The following is a 16,142-nucleotide window of genomic DNA, read 5'->3' on the forward strand; positions in this document are numbered from 1 at the left end:
ACCGGCGCCATCCGTGACTCTCGACGACCGCAAGACGGTGTTTGTGTTCGCCCCCGACGAAGCCCGGTCGGTAGCTCTACGGCTGATCGAGGCTGCGCGGGCAGCCGAGCTACGAGCCGCGAACCCCGAGATCAGGGAGGTGTAGGCCGTGTGGCACGTATCACGTCCAGATGGCTGCTCCGTGGTGGGATCGGCCAGCTCGGGCTCAGCAAGACGGAGGCCCTCGTGCTTCTCGCTCTGCTCGACCACGCCGACAAGGGCGTGGCGTGGTGCCCGCAGACCCACCTGTCGCGAGACCTACGGGTCTCACGCTCGCAAGTCAATGAGGCCCAGGCTCGCCTTCGCGAGATCGGTGCGCTCGTCGAGCACGAGCCGGGGCGTCAGGGGCGGGCGACTCGGTACCGGTTCGGAGAGGTCGCGTCGACCGTTCAACATGTCCGGTCAGGCGACAGGTTGGAGGGGGCAAACATGTCGGATTACCAAGGCAACTTCAACGTGGTCGACATGTCGTCCTATCGGGCTGGAGGTTAAGAGATCTCACGTCGGCCGCTCTGCCGCGTCGATGCACGCCCTCCCGGGCGCTCGCCGCTCGCTCCGCTCGCTGAGTGTGATCTCGGTGAGCCTGCACATGATCATCTTCATCGCGTGCGTCGACCGCTTGCGGGCGACGTTCCCCCTGAGGGGGCGGAGGGGGGAGCGACTCGAGGTGGCCGGGAGCCGCTACGTCGCGTCGACCATCTGGTCACGGTTGCGCCGCCTCCCGGCGCCGCTCAGCAGGGATGACGAGCTGCCGAGGTGGAGGCTCACGCGCCTGGCCGGCGGCTTCGTAGATGGCTGCCTGTGGCGATTCGCGAGGCGACCACAGTACGCGCGCGAGAGGAGCCGCTGATGGGGTACAGGAAGACCGAGCTGGAGCTTGCGCATGCGGCGAAGCTTGCGGCCGCGCGGATGGTGCTCGCTCGTGGTGATGCGCAGCGCGCGTTCGACGCGATGGCCGAGGTGAAGGCGGGGCTGCTGCCGATGCCTCAGCGGGATGCGCAGCGGTTCGAGAGTCTGACGGTCGCGTGGCTGCTCGAGTGGTTCGAGGTGCTGGTGTTCAGCTCTGAGGATCCTGTCGCGCTGCTCGCTCCGCTTCAGAAGGCCGTCGACGAGGCGACGTTCGCGGAGATCATCGCCTCGTTCGGAGGCGACCGTGACTGAGGTCGAGGAACTCCGTGAGCAGCTTGCCGCGGAGCGCGCGGAGACGAAGAAGTGGCGGGACATCGCTCGCCGTCATGAGAAGGACTGGCGGCGCCATTCGGCGGCGCTGAACAAGGTGCTGGACGCCCTCGAGGCGGCCGGCTATGTGGGCTCGGATGAGCCCGAAAGGAGATAGACGTGACCACCACTCAGATCAAGCGGCCCTTGCCGCGGCTGTTCAGCCTCGACAGTGGACGAGCGGCACTCAACTCGGACAAGCTCTTCCACGAGGTGGCTGCTGGCGTGCCCGGCTACGACGAGCTGACCGCGACGAGCGACCGGATCGAGGCCCTGCAGCTACCGACGTTCCGCGACGAGCACCTCGAGGTGAGCTTGGCCCGAGCCGTGCTCGATGGCTCTTCGACGATGGAGGAGGCAGCGCGCGGCCTCGAGCGGGAACTGGCGGAGCTGAAGTTCCGCGAGGGCGCAGGACGCCTGCAGTCCATCGCCGCCGACGAGCTCAGCGTTCGGGCCGTCAACTGGCTGGTCGAGCACGAGGACGAGCTGGTCGCCGGCTACGAGAAGCGACTCCAGGAGCTCTACGGCACCGCGCGCGACGTCGTGTCGAGGCTCGGGAGCGTGCACAAGCCCGACGATCTCGTCGCCCACCCGGAAGCGGCTGTCGACTACTCCAAGCTGATCAAGCTGTCACAGGAGTTCAACCGGATCGTGTCGTCGGTCCGGAACTTCAACGGCTCCACGGATCCCTCCAGCATGAGCCAGGACGAACCGACCCGCTGGCTCTTCGCCGATCTCATCCGCAACTACGAGGACGTCTGGCCCGAGTTCTATCTCAGCCGCCCCCTGGTCATCTGGGACGGTGGCGGCAATCCGGGTCTGGGTCAGATCGACGCCGTCCCGGCGCCGTGGGACACCACGTCGCCTGACCGGTTCCTCCGATGGCTCATCGACCATGACGCGGAGGTGTGGGCGCCGTCATCGCGTCGCCTCCGTGCGAAGCAGCGACAGCTCACAGAGAACGCCGAGGCCGCCCGCCTCGAGCGCAACGACGCCGAACTGAAGGCGGCAGGAAGGATGTACACCCCATGACCGGCATTCGAGATAAGCGCGCCCAGCACGCCGACGCGATCAAGACCCGCAGCACCCCGACTCCCCGGATCGACCCGAAGGACGCTCGGGCGGTGCGTGAGATGAAGCAGGAGCGGGTGAAGACGCGGCGGGAGCAGATGCACGTCCAGAACCCGATCGAGCCCATGACACCGACCGAGCCGGTGCTCGACCTAGACCGACAGCCCGAACCCCCTGAGTCCGAAGGAGACCCGTCATGACCGCCACCATCTACACGCCCGGCCTGCTGGCCACCGACGCCTACCTCGACGACGGCACCCTCCTGCCCGCCGGCAGCGAACCCACCCAAGAGCAGGCAGCACAGCTCACCAACCCGAAGCTGTGGCGCATCCCGCCCTCGACTGGCGTGCCCGTCACGCCCGAGCGTGAGCGCACCGTCGCTGACCTCGCACTCCACAGCCGCGGCGCCGCCACAGTGCAAGAGATCATCGACGCAGACGAGGATGACATCCTCCGCAACGCACTCCGTGACTACCTCGGGGTGAAGTAGCTGATGCCGACGGGATGGGTTGGCAGCACCCGACGCAGCGACCTGCCGAAGGACTGGCCCAAGATCAGAGCGCAACGGCTCATGATCGACGGCCACCGCTGCCAACACATCCGCGTCGACACCGACCGCCTCTGCAACGCTCGCGCCACCGACGTCGACCACATCGGAGACCGCGACGACCACCGCGTCGAGATGCTCCGCAGCAAGTGCAGGTACCACCACCAGCAGAAGGACTCCCGCCTCGCCGGCGAAGCGTCAGGCAGGGCACGACGAGCCGCTCGAGACGCAGCTAAGCCCACACACCCGGGACTGCTCTCACCTGCCCTGAAGCAGAGCCATGATCGCCACAGCCGTGGCCACGAGTGACAGCACAGACGATGCCACGGTCATCCAGTAGCTGCGACGTGCGAGAGCCTGGCTCTCGATAGCCAGCTGCCTGCTCGCCTGGGCATCGCGGTCACGAGACCGACGCTCAAGCTCATCCAAGTAGTACTGCGTGCCCACGATCGTGTGGGTCGCTGCCGCGTCATGCTCCGCGATCAGTTGCTCATCAGACACAGCGCGCATCTGCGCAATCGAATAGCTCACGCCCGCACCGTACCCACACCCACCGACACAGGGGGAGGCACCCACCCTCCCCCCACCCCCACCCCTTCGCCCGCTTCGCGTTCTGCCCGACGCTGTGCGCGCGACTCTGGAGGGTGGGATTTCTGCGGGCGCAGAATGGGGGATTTTCGCGTGATTCCGCACTGAACACGGGTTCAGGAGGGGCCTAATTCCGCGCCTTTTCGGTAGAATCGGAGCAGTCATCCCAACTCGCATGTAAAGGGTCCGCAGAACCTGGAGTTGCCCGGATGGGCACCAATTTCTGCACCTTCGCCGCCTCTGAGAGCGGCGCCGGCTGATGGCGGTCCCGGCGGGGAAGAACGTCGGCAATGTCTCGATCCGAGTTCTGCCGAACGCGACTCAGTTCCGTGAGGATCTGAAGAAGCTGCTCGTGCGTGTCGAGCAGTCGATGTCCGCGACCATCCGTGTCGACGCGGACACGCGGCCGGCGATGGACGCCGTGGACCGGTTGCAGGATCGGATCCGCAGGATTCGGGAGAGCGTCAAGGTCGACGCCGACACGCTCCGGGCGTCGGCTCAGGTCGCTCGAGTGACCCGGGATCGGGTGACGAACATCCGTCTGCGGGTCGACAGTGGGTCGGTCGCGAAGGTCGGCGCGGCGATCGCTGCGCTGTCTGGTGGGCGCGCGGTGGGCGGGATCTTCGCGGACATCGGCCGTGGCCTCTCGAACCTCGACAAGAACCTGCCCAAGATCGCGTTGCTCGCGACGAGCATCGTCTCTTTGACCGCTGCGGCGCTGTCGTCTGGGGCCGGGCTGGTGAGCTTGGGCGCGGGCATCGCGTCGATCGCGGCGGCGGCTGTTCTGCTGCCTGGTCTGTTCGCTGGCGCGGCGGTCGGCCTGGTCACGCTGTTCGTCGCTCTCCGGGGCGCTGGGACCCAGCTCGAGCCGTTGAAGCAGTCGTTCCTCGATCTGCGGGACACGATCGGTGCCGAGTTCTGGGCTCGCGCCCGCGACCCGATCATCGACTTCGTCAACGGCGTCCTGCCGCAGCTGCAGACGGGGTTCGCGTCGGTCGCGAGCTCGCTGGGTGGCTATGCGTCGAGTCTGGCGGCGTCCTTCGCGTCGGCGTTCAGCGGTGACCGTCTGCAGGGCATGTTCGCCTCGCTGGCCCAGTCGATCGACATCGCGTCGACCGGCACGGGCGCGATAGCCGGCGCCATCGCCACGCTGGGCACGGTCGGGGCGTCGTACCTGCCGAATCTGGCGTCCTGGTTCGTTGACATCTCGACTCGGTTCGATGCGTTCTTGTCTCAGGCGGCCGCGGACGGGTCTCTGCAGACGTGGGTGGACACGGCGCTCACGGCGTTGCAGCAGCTCGGGTCGGGCATCGCGTCGATCGTGAGCATCTTTGGCGGCATCGAGTCCGCGGCTGCAGCGGCCGGCGGCGGGGGCCTCGCGACGTTCGCGTCGGTGCTTCAGCTGGTCGCGGATACCATCAACGGACCGGCGTTCCAGTCGGGTCTCACGACTGTGCTGCAGGGCGCGAATGCGGGCTTCGCGGCCCTGGGAGCGGCTCTGGGGCCGATCGGGGACGCGTTCGATGCTCTGGCCCCCACGATCTCCTCGGTGCTCACCACGGCCGGTGAGGCGCTGGGTGGGTTCATCTCGAACATCGCCGACGCGTTCGGTAACTCCGAGGTCTTCCAGACCGGTCTCAGCTCGTTCTTCGACGGCATCAAGGCGGGTCTCGACGCGATCGGGCCGGCGATGCCTGCCGTTGCTGATGCCCTCGGCACTCTGGGTGAGGTCGCAGGCACTCTGGCGTCGACTATCGGCTCGCTTCTCGGCACGGCTCTCACCGAGCTCGCCCCCGTCTTCCAGAACGTCCTCGAAACGATCGAGCCGCTCATCCCTGTCTTGGGCGACGCCCTGATCGGCGCGCTCGAGGCCATCATCCCGGCCTTCGGGCAGGTCGCCCAGGACATCCTGCCTACCCTCGCGGACGCGATCACGGCCGTCGCCCCGCTGATACCCGAGCTGGCACAGTTCATCGCAGATCTCGCAACCACGATCGCTCCCCACGCGGGCCAGTTGCTCGAGACGCTGCTGCCGGCCTTCGAGCAGCTCGTGCCCGCGATCATCTCCATGCTCGACGCGCTCACCCCGCTGCTCCCCCTGCTTCCGATGATCGGCGCGCAGGTGCAGATCCTCGCGGGCGTGATCTCCACAGTCTTGACGGTCGCGCTCGCGATCACGCAGATCGCGTTCACGACCTTCACCGCCCTCCTGACGGGCGACTGGTCGAACTTCGCTCAGAAGATCACCAGCATCACGGGCGGGCTCGGAGACAGTCTCGCTGGCATCTGGAACGGGATCACCTCGTACATCACCAACGCCTTCAGCGGCCTGATCAACACCCTCTCCGGTGTCATGCAGTCGATCATCGGCACCATCTCCGGGTTCGTCTCCCAGGCCTTCTCCGCGGGCAAGTCCATCGTCGACGGGATCGCGAACGGTATCCGTTCCGCGATCAACGCCGTGAAGGACGCGATCGGCGGTGTGATGCAGGCGATCGCGAACTTCCTCCCGCACTCGCCTGCGAAGGTCGGCCCGCTGTCCGGCAAGGGTTACTCGCTGTACTCGGGTATCGCGATCGGTCGTGGTCTCGAGGAGGGGATGGACGCCTCGGTGAGGGGTGTGAGCGCGGCCGCTGGGCGCATGACCGCTGCTGCTCGCGTGGGAGTCGGATCCTCGGGCCTGGCCGGTCAGGCCGGGGACGCCTCGACGTTCCTAGCGACCACGGTTCAGGCCGCTATGCCGGGTCAGGTGACGTTGGTGGACGCTGACGGTTCGATTCTTGCGCGGACAAGGGTGGTCGCCGCCACGGCAGTTCGGTCTGGCAACGTGCAGCGCAGGGTCGGTCTGGAGAACGGCCGTAACGGGAAGGTCTGAGAGGTGTTCGCCCTCCCGGAAGTGTGATGGGCCCTTTCCTGCAGTGCGCACGCGATGAGATCCTTCCTCGCATGGATCACACTGCACAGGAGCGAGACGACTATCTGAATTTGATGATCGGGAAGATCGTCCGGGCTGATGTGTGGCTCGAACAACAGATGCAGTTTCTCTATCGGGCGTTCCTCGGACCCAGTATCGCCGCTCGTCGGCTCACGCCTGACAACTTTCGCGACCTCGCGGAGGGAGCACGACGGATGATGGCGAGCATCGAGGACGACGCTGATCGCGATCTGGCCAATGGAGCTCTCACAAGAGCTCGAGCCGCCCACAAGCGCCGCGCAGAGATCGTGCACGACATGTGGCTGCATCGCGGCGAGTCCGGGACGGAATCGATGGCCTGGGACGCACTGAGAATGGTGCCCTCGGGGCGGCCGCAGACCCTGACTGACGCGGATCTCGCGACGGCACTCTCCGATTTGAATCGCTCGGCAATCTCGATCGGGATGCTCGCGCAGAAGATCCAGGCCGAGACGTTGCAGATTCCACCAGACGACGACGAGATGTGGTCTGCGCGAGAGCTCTCTGCGGGCATCGCGGGTGACATCATCTTCCTGTCGGACGGCGGGCGGGTGTTTAGATTCCCATGGCAGGAGGGGCCAGGCTCGTGAGCTGTGATCCCGGAGACATCGCATGTCAGCTCAGCCTCTTGGTCGAAGCGAAGAACGGCTGGGACTGGAATGCGTTCATCTCGACCCTGCTGTCCACTCTCGCCGGTTCCGCTGCGGCGTTTCTCGGGGCGTTTCTCGTGTTCCGCAACGAGCAGCGCGAACGTTACGAATCACGCGTCGACGATGCTCTCGCGGGCGTGTTCCGAAGCCTGAACGACCGATCAGTCATCATGCGCGAGCGGACTTTGGAAGACCGCGAGCGGGAGCGAACTGAGCGAGTTATCCGGAAGAAGTTGCCCCCGCTACCAGCTCTCCCGAGCGACTTCGATCTGATCAATGCGATCACGATCGCTGAGGTGATCGCCCGAAGGCCACGGGATCGGAAGGTGCTCTATGCGCTCATGGTGTCAGTGGCGAACATGCGCGCTCTCACCGCGCAGGAACAGAAGATTGGCCTCGGGTCGCTAATTATGACCCTCCGGCGTTGGCGCCTCGGCGACGAGACCGCCGAGAGGGCGATTGAGAACATGGTGAATCCCCACATCATTCGCGCGACCCTGATCGAGAAGGTCCCCGACGATGGTGGCCAGTAGGCGCCTCATCGTGGACGAGGCTGCCGCCGCGGCCCGCATGCACCCCGGATCGATTCGCCGGCTCCTGGAGTCGGGCGATCTGCACGGGACTCAGCCGAAGCCCGGCGCCCGCTGGACCATCCGCGAGGAGTGCCTCGAGGCGTACCTCGACGGCATCCCGTGTCCCCACAGGCAGAACGTCACTGCGATCGAGAGCTAGCGCCGCTGACGTTCGCGGGACCGTCGCGACAGTTTCGCGACACTCTCGCGAGACCATTCAGGTCGACTACAGGGTCAGGGTACTATCCCCGCATGGCGCTTCAAGATGTGCAGTCGGAGCCTCAGACCCTCGGCATCCGCGCTGCCTGCCGGCGTGTGAACCGTAGCCGACGGACGCTCTACCTATGGATGGCTCAGGGCATGCCGTCGAGGAAGGTCGGTGGTGGGAGGTTCGTCGAGCTCGATGACCTCCTGACCTGGTACCGACGCGCGATGGTCAACGAGCGACGCGGTCAGTTCCAGCCCGGCAACACTGCGGCTTCCCGGGTCAACTAGGTCCGCAGAAAGTCCGCAGAAATCTCAATCGAGCCCCATCGAGCCCCACCATGACCAACGGTTGGAAGCCCGGAATCACGCTGAAATTCGTGGTTCCCAACGCATCACAACGTCAGCTGAGGGCTTCGAGCTCTACTACGGCGTCTGATCAGACCCGCTGAACTCCAGGAGAGCCCGCACGAGCATCTTTCGCTCGTGCGGGCTCTCCCGTGTCCGGGGCTGTGCCTAGCATGGGGAGCATGAGCGCTCTCACGGACACCTTCACCCTCTCGAACGGCGTCGAGATCCCGCAGGTCGGGTTCGGAACCTGGCAGATCCCCGACGGCAGCGAGACCTACGACTCCGTGCGGGTCGCCCTCGACGCGGGCTACCGGCACATCGACACGGCGGCCGCCTACGGCAACGAGGCGAGCGTCGGCAGGGCGGTGCGCGACAGCGGTGTGCCGCGCGAGGAGATCTTCATCACGACGAAGCTCAAGGCCGAGATCAAGGACGCGGACGGCGCCCGGCGCGCCTTCGACGGTTCCGAGGCCGCGCTCGATCTCGGGGTCATCGACCTCTACCTGATCCATGCACCCTGGCCCTGGACCGACATGGGGTCCGACCACCGTGCGGGCAACATCGAGGTCTGGAAGGTGTTCGAGGAGCTGTACGGCGAGGGCCGCGTGCGGTCCATCGGGGTCTCGAACTTCGTGGTCCCCGACCTGGAGTCCCTCGTCTCCGCCACCGAGATCATCCCCCATGCCGATCAGATCCGCTGGTTCATCGGCCACACGCAGGACGACACGACCGCCTGGTGCAGAGAGCACGGCGTGCTCGTCGAGGGCTACTCCCCGCTCGCCACGGGTCGTCTCCTGGAGGACGACCGGCTCGTCGCGATCGCCGAGAAGTACGGTGTCAGCGTCGCCCAGCTGTCGATCCGGTACCTGCTCGAGCACGGCGTCCTGCCTCTCCCGAAGTCCGTCACCCCCGAGCGCATCCGCGCCAACGGAGAGCTCGACTTCGAGATCGCACCCGACGACGTGGCCGCACTCGACGAGCTGTCGAACACCGTCGACTGAGGCACATGCCGGCGGCGAGCCTCTACGCGGACAGGAACCGCTGGAAGGACTCGTACGTGGAGTAGGTGGGGTCGGTGGCGGCCGCGAGCCCGTCCGGGGCGGGCGCCGCCGCATCCCTGCCTCGCGGATCGACGAATCGCCATCCGCCCGCCGGGTCGACCGCCACGAGGGCGGAGACCAGGACCCGGCGGTCCGCTGCGGTCACCGCGACCGAGATGCACCACCACGGCCGACGTCGAGATCCTCCGTTGTACTTGACCTCCAGGCGCTCGGCCTGCCCGGGGAGCTCCGAGGAGAAGCGGGCGATCGCGGCGATGCACTCGTCGAACTTCGCGACGTCGTCGCTCTGCACCCCATCCACACCTCGACTCTATCCCCCGTCGTGGGCACGCGACGTCGCACCCGTCGCGACGTTCAGGAGTCGTAGAACAGCCGCTCGAACACGGCTCGCGCGCGCCTGGTGACGCCGAGGTAGTCCTCCTCCAGCTGGGTCGCCGACCCCGGCGGGTACTCGAGGAGGCGCGCCACGCCCTCGAGCTGCGTGCGGTCGGACGGCAGCACGTCGGAGGTCCGGTTCAGCCAGAGCGTCACCGCCGACCGTGCCCTCGACGCGAGGATCCAGGCGGCCCGCAGCCGGTCGGCGTCGGGCGCCGAGATGAGGCCGTGGCCCTCCATCGCCGAGAGGGCGTCGAGGGTCGACGTGGTGCGCAGGGACGGCGTCGCGACCGCGTGCTCCAGCTGCGTGAGCTGGACGAGCCACTCGACGTCCGACAGCGAGCCACGTCCGAGCTTGAGATGGCGAGCCGGGTCGGCCCCCTGCGGAAGCCGCTCGTTCTCGACCCGCGCCTTGATGCGCTTCACCTCGCGCACCTCCTGCGGGGCGATCGATGCCGGGTACCGGACACTGTCGGCGAGGGCGGTGAAGTCGTCGATGAGGGCCTGGTCGCCCGCCACCCCGCGTGCCCGGAGCAGGGCCTGAGCCTCCCACGTGAGGGACCACCGGCGATAGTAGGCCGCGTACGACTCCAGCGACCGGACGGGAGGCCCGTTCTTGCCCTCGGGGCGGAGGTCGATGTCGAGGTCGAGCGGCAGGCGAGCGTCGTCGGTGAGCCGGTTCAGCTCGTTGACGATGAACATCGCGACCGAGCCTGCCGTCTGCGGGTCGACATCGCGGGCCCGGTACACGTAGAGGACGTCGGCGTCCGAACCGAAGCCCAGCTCTCCTCCCCCGTACCGGCCCATGCCGATGATGGCGAACTCGATCCCGTCACCCCTCGTGGCCGCGGTGGCCTCGCGGATGACGCGGAGCGTCCCGCGCAGGTGCACGGTCGTCACGTCGGTGAGGGCACGACCGAGCTCCTCGACGCCGATCATGCCGAGGATGGCGGCCACCGCGAGGCGCAGCGTCTCGCGCCGGCGCGCCGTCCGGAGTCCGAACGCGGCGGCATCGGGGGTGTCGTGCCGTTGCACGATCGCGGCCACCTCGTCCTCGAGGGTCGCGAAGGGACGCGGACGCAGCTCGTCGTCGTTCTCGAGCCACGCCGCGGCCTCGGGGATGCGCTCGAACAGCTCGCCCGCGTACCTCGACGCGGAGAGCACCTGGGTGAGGCGCCGGGCTGCGCCGGACGAGTCGCGCAGCATGCGGAGGAACCAGTAGGTGTCGCCGAGCGAGTCGGAGAGGCGCCGGAACGCCAGCAGTCCGTAGTCGGGATCGGCGCCCTCCGCGAACCACTGCAGCATGACCGGGAGGAGGTGGCGCTGGATCGTGGCCTTGCGCGACACCCCCGACGTCATGGCCGCGATGTGGGCGAGGGCCCCCTTCGGGTTCTGGAAGCCGATCGCGGAGAGCCGGGCCTCCGCCTGCTCACTGGTCAGGGCGATCTCGTCGGCGCTGAGCGCCGCGACCGCGGCGAGGAGGGGGCGGTAGAACAGTCGCTCGTGCAGGGACCGGACGCGGTGCTTGATCCCCGACCACATCTCGACGAGGTCGTGGGCGTTGGGAGCGAGGCCGCTCGACCGCGCGAGCACGCGCAGCTCCTCGTCGTCGCGCGGCATCAGGTGCGTGCGCGCGAGGTGCCGCAGCTGCAGGCGGTGCTCGAGGAGCCGCAGGACACGGTAGTCACGGCCGAACTCCGCCGCCTCGACTCGACCGACGTAGCCGGCGTCGGCGAGGGCCTGGAGGGCCTCCAGCGTGCCCCTCTGCCTGACGGACGGGTCGCTCTGCCCGTGCACGAGCTGCAGGAGCTGCACGGTGAACTCGACGTCGCGCAAGCCTCCCGGCCCGAGCTTCAGCTGCACGTCCACGTCGTCGGGCCGGATGTTCTGCGTGACGCGCTCGCGCATCCGCTGGACCGAGCCGACGAAGTCCTCGCGCGATGCGCTGCTCCACACCAGCGGGGAGACCGTCTGGGCGTACTCCTCGCCCAGCTCCAGGTCGCCTGCCAGAGGACGGGACTTGAGCAGAGCCTGGAACTCCCAGTTCTTCGCCCAGCGCTCGTAGTAGGCGCGGTGGGACTCGAGCGTGCGCACCAGCGCGCCCTGCTTGCCCTCGGGTCGGAGGTTCGCGTCGACCTCCCACAGCGCGGGCTCGAGGCCCGCCTCGCCGATGCCGCGCATCGTCAGCATCGCCAGACGCGTGGCGATGTCGAGAGCCCTCGCCGGTTCCAATGCGGAGGCGTCGGCCGACTCCCCGACGAAGATGACGTCGACGTCGCTGACGTAGTTGAGCTCCGACGCCCCCGTCTTGCCCATGGCGATCACCGCGAGCCTGGTGAGCCGGACCTCATCGGCCGGGAAATACCACAGCCCGTGTCCGCGCGTCGACAGCTGGGTGCGCGCCACGGCGAGCGACGCCTCGATCGCGCCCGCGGCGAGGTCGGCGAGCGAACGGGTGACCGCGCCGAGTCCGCCGAGCGGATCAGCCTGCTCGAGGTCGAACGCCGCGACACCGGCCAGCAGCGACCGGTAGCGCACCCGCAGCGCGTTCCACGCATCCTCCCCCGCCTGCGCCGCGAACCCGTCGACCGCCCCGACCGAATCGAGCAGCTGCCGCCGGGCCACCACCACGTCGGGCAGCTGCGGCGGCCGGGAGGCGAACGCGGCGAGCTCGACGGGGTGACGCTCGAAGAACTCGAGGAACCCGTCGGAGGCGCCCAGCACGAGGAGCAGCCGGGTCCGTCCGGGCCCGCGGAGCGCGTCGTCGACGGTGCCGGGATGGCGGGACCTCAGTCGGAGGACCGCCTCCAGCGCCTGGTCGGGGTCGGCGGAGCGCTGGAACGACGCGAGCAGGTCGTCCGCGTCCAGCCCCAGCGCGTCCGCCAGGGCGGGGATCTCCTCGGCCGCTCGTGTGAGCTCCGTGAAGCCGGCCCGGGCGAAGCCGGTGAGTGACGTCCTCGATCGTTGCATGGTGCCGACGCGGCCGGAGCCGCCCTCGTCAGAGGATCTCGAGGTTGCTCTCGAGCTCGTACGGCGTGACCTGCGCCCGGTAGGCGCGCCAGTCCTGTCGCTTGTTGAGGAGGACGTAGTTGAAGACCTGCTCGCCGAGCGTCTCGGCGACGAGCTCGGAGCCCTCCATCAGGCTGATGGCGCGGTCGAGGCTCGCGGGCAGCGGGTCGTAGCCGAGCGCACGGCGCTCCGCGTCGGTCAGCGACCAGACGTTGTCCTCGGCCTCGGGCGGCAGCTCGTAGTTGCCCTCGATGCCCTTCAGGCCCGCGGCGAGCAGCAGCGAGTAGGCGAGATAGGGGTTCGCCGCCGAGTCGATCGCGCGGTACTCGATGCGCGACGACTGGCCCTTGTTGGGCTTGTAGAGCGGCACGCGCACGAGGGCGGAGCGGTTGTTGTGGCCCCAGCAGACGAAGCTCGGCGCCTCGTCGCCACCCCAGAGGCGCTTGTACGAGTTGACGAACTGGTTCGTGACCGCCGTGATCTCGGGGGCGTGACGCAGGAGACCGGCGATGAAGTTGCGGCCGATCTTCGACAGCTGGTACTCCGCGCCCTGCTCGTAGAAGGCGTTGGAGTCGCCCTCGAACAGCGACATGTGGGTGTGCATGCCGGATCCGGGGTGACCGGCCAGCGGCTTGGGCATGAACGTCGCGTAGACGCCCTGCTCGATCGCCACCTCCTTGATCACCGTGCGGAAGGTCATGATGTTGTCGGCCATCGTCAGGGCGTCCGCGTACCGCAGGTCGATCTCGTTCTGACCGGGGCCCGCCTCGTGGTGGCTGAACTCGACCGAGATGCCCAGGTCCTCCAGCATCCGCACCGATCGGCGGCGGAAGTCGTGGGCGGTGCCGCCGGGCACGTTGTCGAAGTAGCCCGCCGAGTCGACGGGCTCGGGACCCTTGGGCCCGTACTGCGACGACTTGAGCAGGTAGAACTCGATCTCCGGATGCGTGTAGAAGGTGAACCCGCGGTCGGCCGCCTTGGCCAGGGTCCGCTTCAGCACGTTGCGCGGGTCGGCGACCGCCGGCTGGCCGTCGGGCGTCGTGATGTCGCAGAACATGCGGGCCGTGGGGTCGACCTCGCCGCGCCACGGCAGGATCTGGAACGTCGTGGGGTCGGGGTGCGCCAGGACGTCCGCCTCGTAGGACCGGGTGAGTCCCTCGATCGCGGAGCCGTCGAACCCCAGGCCCTCGGCGAACGCGCCCTCGACCTCGGCGGGAGCGATGGCGACCGACTTCAGCGTGCCCACGACGTCGGTGAACCAGAGCCGGACGAACTTGATCCCGCGCTCCTCGATCGTGCGCAGAACGAAGTCCCGTTGCTTGTCCATCGGTGATGCAGACCCTTCCTCAGGACGCCGGATCACGCCCTGTCATCAGGCTATCGGCTCTGTCGCGACTTCGTGTAGCGCCCAGCCGCGTCTCCGCGGCCGGGCTCGCGGCCCGTCGCCGGCGGCGCTCAGCTGGAGAGCACGGCGATCCAGGCGAACCAGACCATCATGGCGATCCACACCAGCGTCGCTCCGGCTGCGAGTGCGGCAGCGCCCCGCCCGCGTAGGCGCCAGACGGGGATGATCGCGAGGAATCCGACGCCGAGGAGGATGCCCAGCCACGGCACCAGGGGCGGGACACCCACGAGAGGGAGTCCGGGGGTCGCGGCGATCGCGCCGGAGACGACGATCCACGCCGCGGCCAGGAAGGCGACGCCCGTGATCGGCGGCACGCCGCTGGCGATGAGGAGACCGACGGGCTCGCGTCGGGCGGCCTGGACGATGAGGGTGATCACCCAGCCGAGCAGCCACAGCACGGCGAAGGCGCCGAAGACGAGCGGGACCACGAGCCCGAGCGGGTCGAGCGTGCGGACCGACTCGACGACCGAGGCGACTCGAATGGTCTCGTGCACGTCGTCGGCGGCGATCACCGGGTAGCGGTCCGCCCCGTCGGTGCAGTCGGTCTGCACCGGGGTCTCCGGCGAGGCCAGCCAGCTCGAGAGCTGCTGCAGGCCGCAGTCGAGGCTCGTGGCGCTGGCGGCGCCGTTCGACTGCATGCGCACCACCTGCGACCTCGGGAAGGACGCGGCGGCGAACCCGCTCACGGAGTCGGAGGGCAGGTCCGGATCGGTGTCGGACGCGAAGACGAGGGCAGGCGCACCGCTCGCGGGGATGCTGCGGGTGCCGCCGTCGACCGCGGGCACGCCGATGCCGGAGCAGATCCTGTCGGCGGCGACGAACGTGGTCAGCCCCGGCAGAGGGGTGGGATCCTCCCCCGAGCCCTCGGCCGCCGGCTGGGTGGGATCGGCGGACCAGAAGGGCTGCCAGTCCTGACACTGCTCCAGCCAGGTGAGCGCGGGGTCGCCGGCGACCAGCCGTTCCACGGCCACGTCGGCGAAGGGTTGGAGCGAGTTCGTCTCGCCGCCGGTGACGCGGTTCAGCATGAACGGCACGCTCTCCGCTGCGGCCGGGTCGCCGAGGGCGAGCTGCGTGAGCGTCACGACGTCGGAGGCCGTGAGGTCGTAGTAGCGATCGCGCTGTGACACCGGGTCGGAGACGATCCCGTTCGCCGACTCCTCCCCCACGAGCGTTCCGGCGTCGGACAGCGTCGTCGGCAGATCGGGGTACTCGTCAGAGGAGCGGCTCGAGAGGTTCGTGAGCGCCGCGGAGAGACCCGCGTACGCCAGTCCCTTGAGGTCGGAGTCGGCGGGCACGAAGCCGTCGAGGACGACCCCGGCCACCGCGGCGGGATCGATCGCCGCAACCGTCTGCATGACGCTCGTCGTCGTGCCCTGGCCCATCAGCGTCCAGGTCGGATACCCGAGCGCCGCCCGCAGATCCACCACGTCGGCGGCCGTCTGCGCGCGGTTGTACCCGCTCGGGTCGCCGCCCTCGGCGATCATGTCGGCGATGCACGCCTGCATCGCCGTGACCACGTCGCCCATCTCCTCGGCCGGGGTGTCGGTGGTGGTCATCGTGCCGATGTACGCGGTCACCGCCGGGTCGCAGCGGAAGGGCGCCGTCGTCTCGGACCCGCCGCGCTGCGCCAGCACCACGACGTCGTGTGCGGCGCCGATCGACGGATCGCCGGCGAGTCGTTCGGCGACTTCGGACGACTGCGCGCTCGATCCGGTCATGACGAGCACCGGGACACCCGCCGCGGGCTGCTGCGACGCGGGGATGACGAGGTACGGCAGCCCGATCGTGCGCGTGGACGGGTTGTTGCGGTTCTCGGGCACGGTCAGCGTGCCGCAGGTGGAGCCGCCGGGCGCGCCTGGCGGACAGTCCGCCGGCGCGATCTCGGCACGCGGCGCCGCTGCGGCGCTGACGGAGGCGGCGTCGCCGGCGGCCGCGGAGGACGCCCCGGAGCCCCCGGGCGACGGGGTCGCGAGGGCGCTCGAGGCGCCCATGAGCGAGAAGGCCAATACTGCGATCACGGCCCCTGCACCAGTGGCGCGGATCCCGATGGCTCTGCGTCGGTCCACGTCTCCCCTTCGAACTCGGATCGGCGTTGTCAC

Annotated in this window: 17 protein-coding genes; 12 read left to right on the forward strand and 5 right to left on the reverse strand. The window is 68.5% G+C overall.

The features are described from left to right. Positions 1-150 precede the first annotated feature (150 nt). The 6 genes from IEX69_RS21185 to IEX69_RS02870 all read left to right on the forward strand — a co-directional run bounded on the left by IEX69_RS21185 (position 151) and on the right by IEX69_RS02870 (position 2,818). Positions 151-531, forward strand: coding sequence for a helix-turn-helix domain-containing protein (locus IEX69_RS21185; RefSeq protein ID WP_085019622.1), 381 nt, complete (start codon positions 151-153; stop codon positions 529-531). Positions 532-888: 357 nt separating this feature from the next. Beyond that, the gene (locus IEX69_RS02850) at positions 889-1,200 is read left to right on the forward strand and encodes a hypothetical protein (protein ID WP_085019624.1); all 312 of its coding nucleotides are present in this window, start codon (positions 889-891) and stop codon (positions 1,198-1,200) included. Next, positions 1,193-1,375: a hypothetical protein gene (locus IEX69_RS02855; RefSeq protein ID WP_085019625.1), complete on the forward strand. Its 183-nt coding sequence runs from the start codon at positions 1,193-1,195 to the stop codon at positions 1,373-1,375. The genes IEX69_RS02850 and IEX69_RS02855 overlap by 8 nt, the downstream gene beginning before the upstream one ends. A gap of 2 nt (positions 1,376-1,377) precedes the next feature. After that, the gene (locus IEX69_RS02860; protein ID WP_085019626.1) at positions 1,378-2,289 is read left to right on the forward strand and encodes a hypothetical protein; all 912 of its coding nucleotides are present in this window, start codon (positions 1,378-1,380) and stop codon (positions 2,287-2,289) included. Then, positions 2,286-2,528 (forward strand): hypothetical protein, encoded by a 243-nt coding sequence (locus IEX69_RS02865; RefSeq protein ID WP_085019627.1) that lies wholly within the window; start codon positions 2,286-2,288, stop codon positions 2,526-2,528. Before IEX69_RS02860 ends, IEX69_RS02865 begins: the two co-directional genes overlap by 4 nt. Beyond that, positions 2,525-2,818 carry a hypothetical protein gene (locus IEX69_RS02870; protein WP_085019628.1) on the forward strand — a complete coding sequence of 98 codons (294 nt, stop codon included), beginning with the start codon at positions 2,525-2,527 and terminating at the stop codon, positions 2,816-2,818. The genes IEX69_RS02865 and IEX69_RS02870 overlap by 4 nt, the downstream gene beginning before the upstream one ends. Before the next feature lie 315 nt (positions 2,819-3,133). Here IEX69_RS02870 and IEX69_RS02875 read toward each other — a convergent pair whose 3' ends face one another. Next, positions 3,134-3,406 carry a hypothetical protein gene (locus IEX69_RS02875; protein WP_157127167.1) on the reverse strand — a complete coding sequence of 91 codons (273 nt, stop codon included), beginning with the start codon at positions 3,404-3,406 and terminating at the stop codon, positions 3,134-3,136. A gap of 409 nt (positions 3,407-3,815) precedes the next feature. Between IEX69_RS02875 and IEX69_RS02880 the strand changes: the two genes are divergently transcribed. From IEX69_RS02880 to IEX69_RS02905, 6 genes are all read left to right on the forward strand, one after another. Further along, the gene (locus IEX69_RS02880; protein WP_188760933.1) at positions 3,816-6,338 is read left to right on the forward strand and encodes a phage tail family protein; all 2,523 of its coding nucleotides are present in this window, start codon (positions 3,816-3,818) and stop codon (positions 6,336-6,338) included. A gap of 71 nt (positions 6,339-6,409) precedes the next feature. Next, positions 6,410-7,006 (forward strand): hypothetical protein, encoded by a 597-nt coding sequence (locus tag IEX69_RS02885; RefSeq protein ID WP_157127168.1) that lies wholly within the window; start codon positions 6,410-6,412, stop codon positions 7,004-7,006. A gap of 38 nt (positions 7,007-7,044) precedes the next feature. Further along, positions 7,045-7,599, forward strand: a complete 555-nt coding sequence (locus tag IEX69_RS02890; RefSeq protein WP_157127169.1) for a hypothetical protein — start codon at positions 7,045-7,047, stop codon at positions 7,597-7,599. Between the two features lie 10 nt (positions 7,600-7,609). After that, the gene (locus IEX69_RS02895; protein WP_174604441.1) at positions 7,610-7,798 is read left to right on the forward strand and encodes a helix-turn-helix domain-containing protein; all 189 of its coding nucleotides are present in this window, start codon (positions 7,610-7,612) and stop codon (positions 7,796-7,798) included. 92 nt (positions 7,799-7,890) lie between these two features. Beyond that, a complete protein-coding gene (locus IEX69_RS02900; protein ID WP_157127170.1) occupies positions 7,891-8,133 on the forward strand; it encodes a helix-turn-helix domain-containing protein in 243 nt (80 codons plus the stop codon). A 239-nt stretch (positions 8,134-8,372) separates the two neighbouring features. Then, on the forward strand, positions 8,373-9,194 hold the full coding sequence (locus IEX69_RS02905) for an aldo/keto reductase (protein ID WP_085019635.1): 822 nt from the start codon (positions 8,373-8,375) through the stop codon (positions 9,192-9,194). 22 nt (positions 9,195-9,216) lie between these two features. Here the strand turns inward: IEX69_RS02905 and IEX69_RS02910 are convergent, their stop codons facing one another. From IEX69_RS02910 to IEX69_RS02925, 4 genes are all read right to left on the reverse strand, one after another. Further along, complete coding sequence (locus IEX69_RS02910) at positions 9,217-9,555, reverse strand: hypothetical protein (RefSeq protein ID WP_157127171.1); 339 nt, start codon at positions 9,553-9,555, stop codon at positions 9,217-9,219. A gap of 53 nt (positions 9,556-9,608) precedes the next feature. Beyond that, positions 9,609-12,599, reverse strand: a complete 2,991-nt coding sequence (locus IEX69_RS02915) for a bifunctional [glutamine synthetase] adenylyltransferase/[glutamine synthetase]-adenylyl-L-tyrosine phosphorylase (protein ID WP_085019637.1) — start codon at positions 12,597-12,599, stop codon at positions 9,609-9,611. 28 nt (positions 12,600-12,627) lie between these two features. Next, positions 12,628-13,965, reverse strand: coding sequence for a glutamine synthetase family protein (locus IEX69_RS02920; protein ID WP_085019638.1), 1,338 nt, complete (start codon positions 13,963-13,965; stop codon positions 12,628-12,630). A gap of 128 nt (positions 13,966-14,093) precedes the next feature. Further along, positions 14,094-16,061, reverse strand: coding sequence for an alpha/beta hydrolase (locus IEX69_RS02925; protein ID WP_157127172.1), 1,968 nt, complete (start codon positions 16,059-16,061; stop codon positions 14,094-14,096). Between the last annotated feature and the right edge of the window lie 81 nt (positions 16,062-16,142).

This window comes from Cnuibacter physcomitrellae (genome assembly GCF_014640535.1).
GTDB lineage: Bacteria > Actinomycetota > Actinomycetes > Actinomycetales > Microbacteriaceae > Cnuibacter > Cnuibacter physcomitrellae.

Coding starts and splice junctions, on each gene's coding strand:
- IEX69_RS02850 (WP_085019624.1), top strand. CDS start 889: ATGGGGTACAGGAAGACCGAGCTGGAGCTTGCGCATGCGGCGAAGCTT.
- IEX69_RS02865 (WP_085019627.1), top strand. CDS start 2,286: ATGACCGGCATTCGAGATAAGCGCGCCCAGCACGCCGACGCGATCAAG.
- IEX69_RS02870 (WP_085019628.1), top strand. CDS start 2,525: ATGACCGCCACCATCTACACGCCCGGCCTGCTGGCCACCGACGCCTAC.
- IEX69_RS02885 (WP_157127168.1), top strand. CDS start 6,410: ATGGATCACACTGCACAGGAGCGAGACGACTATCTGAATTTGATGATC.
- IEX69_RS02900 (WP_157127170.1), top strand. CDS start 7,891: ATGGCGCTTCAAGATGTGCAGTCGGAGCCTCAGACCCTCGGCATCCGC.
- IEX69_RS02905 (WP_085019635.1), top strand. CDS start 8,373: ATGAGCGCTCTCACGGACACCTTCACCCTCTCGAACGGCGTCGAGATC.
- IEX69_RS02915 (WP_085019637.1), bottom strand. CDS start 12,599: ATGCAACGATCGAGGACGTCACTCACCGGCTTCGCCCGGGCCGGCTTC.
- IEX69_RS02920 (WP_085019638.1), bottom strand. CDS start 13,965: ATGGACAAGCAACGGGACTTCGTTCTGCGCACGATCGAGGAGCGCGGG.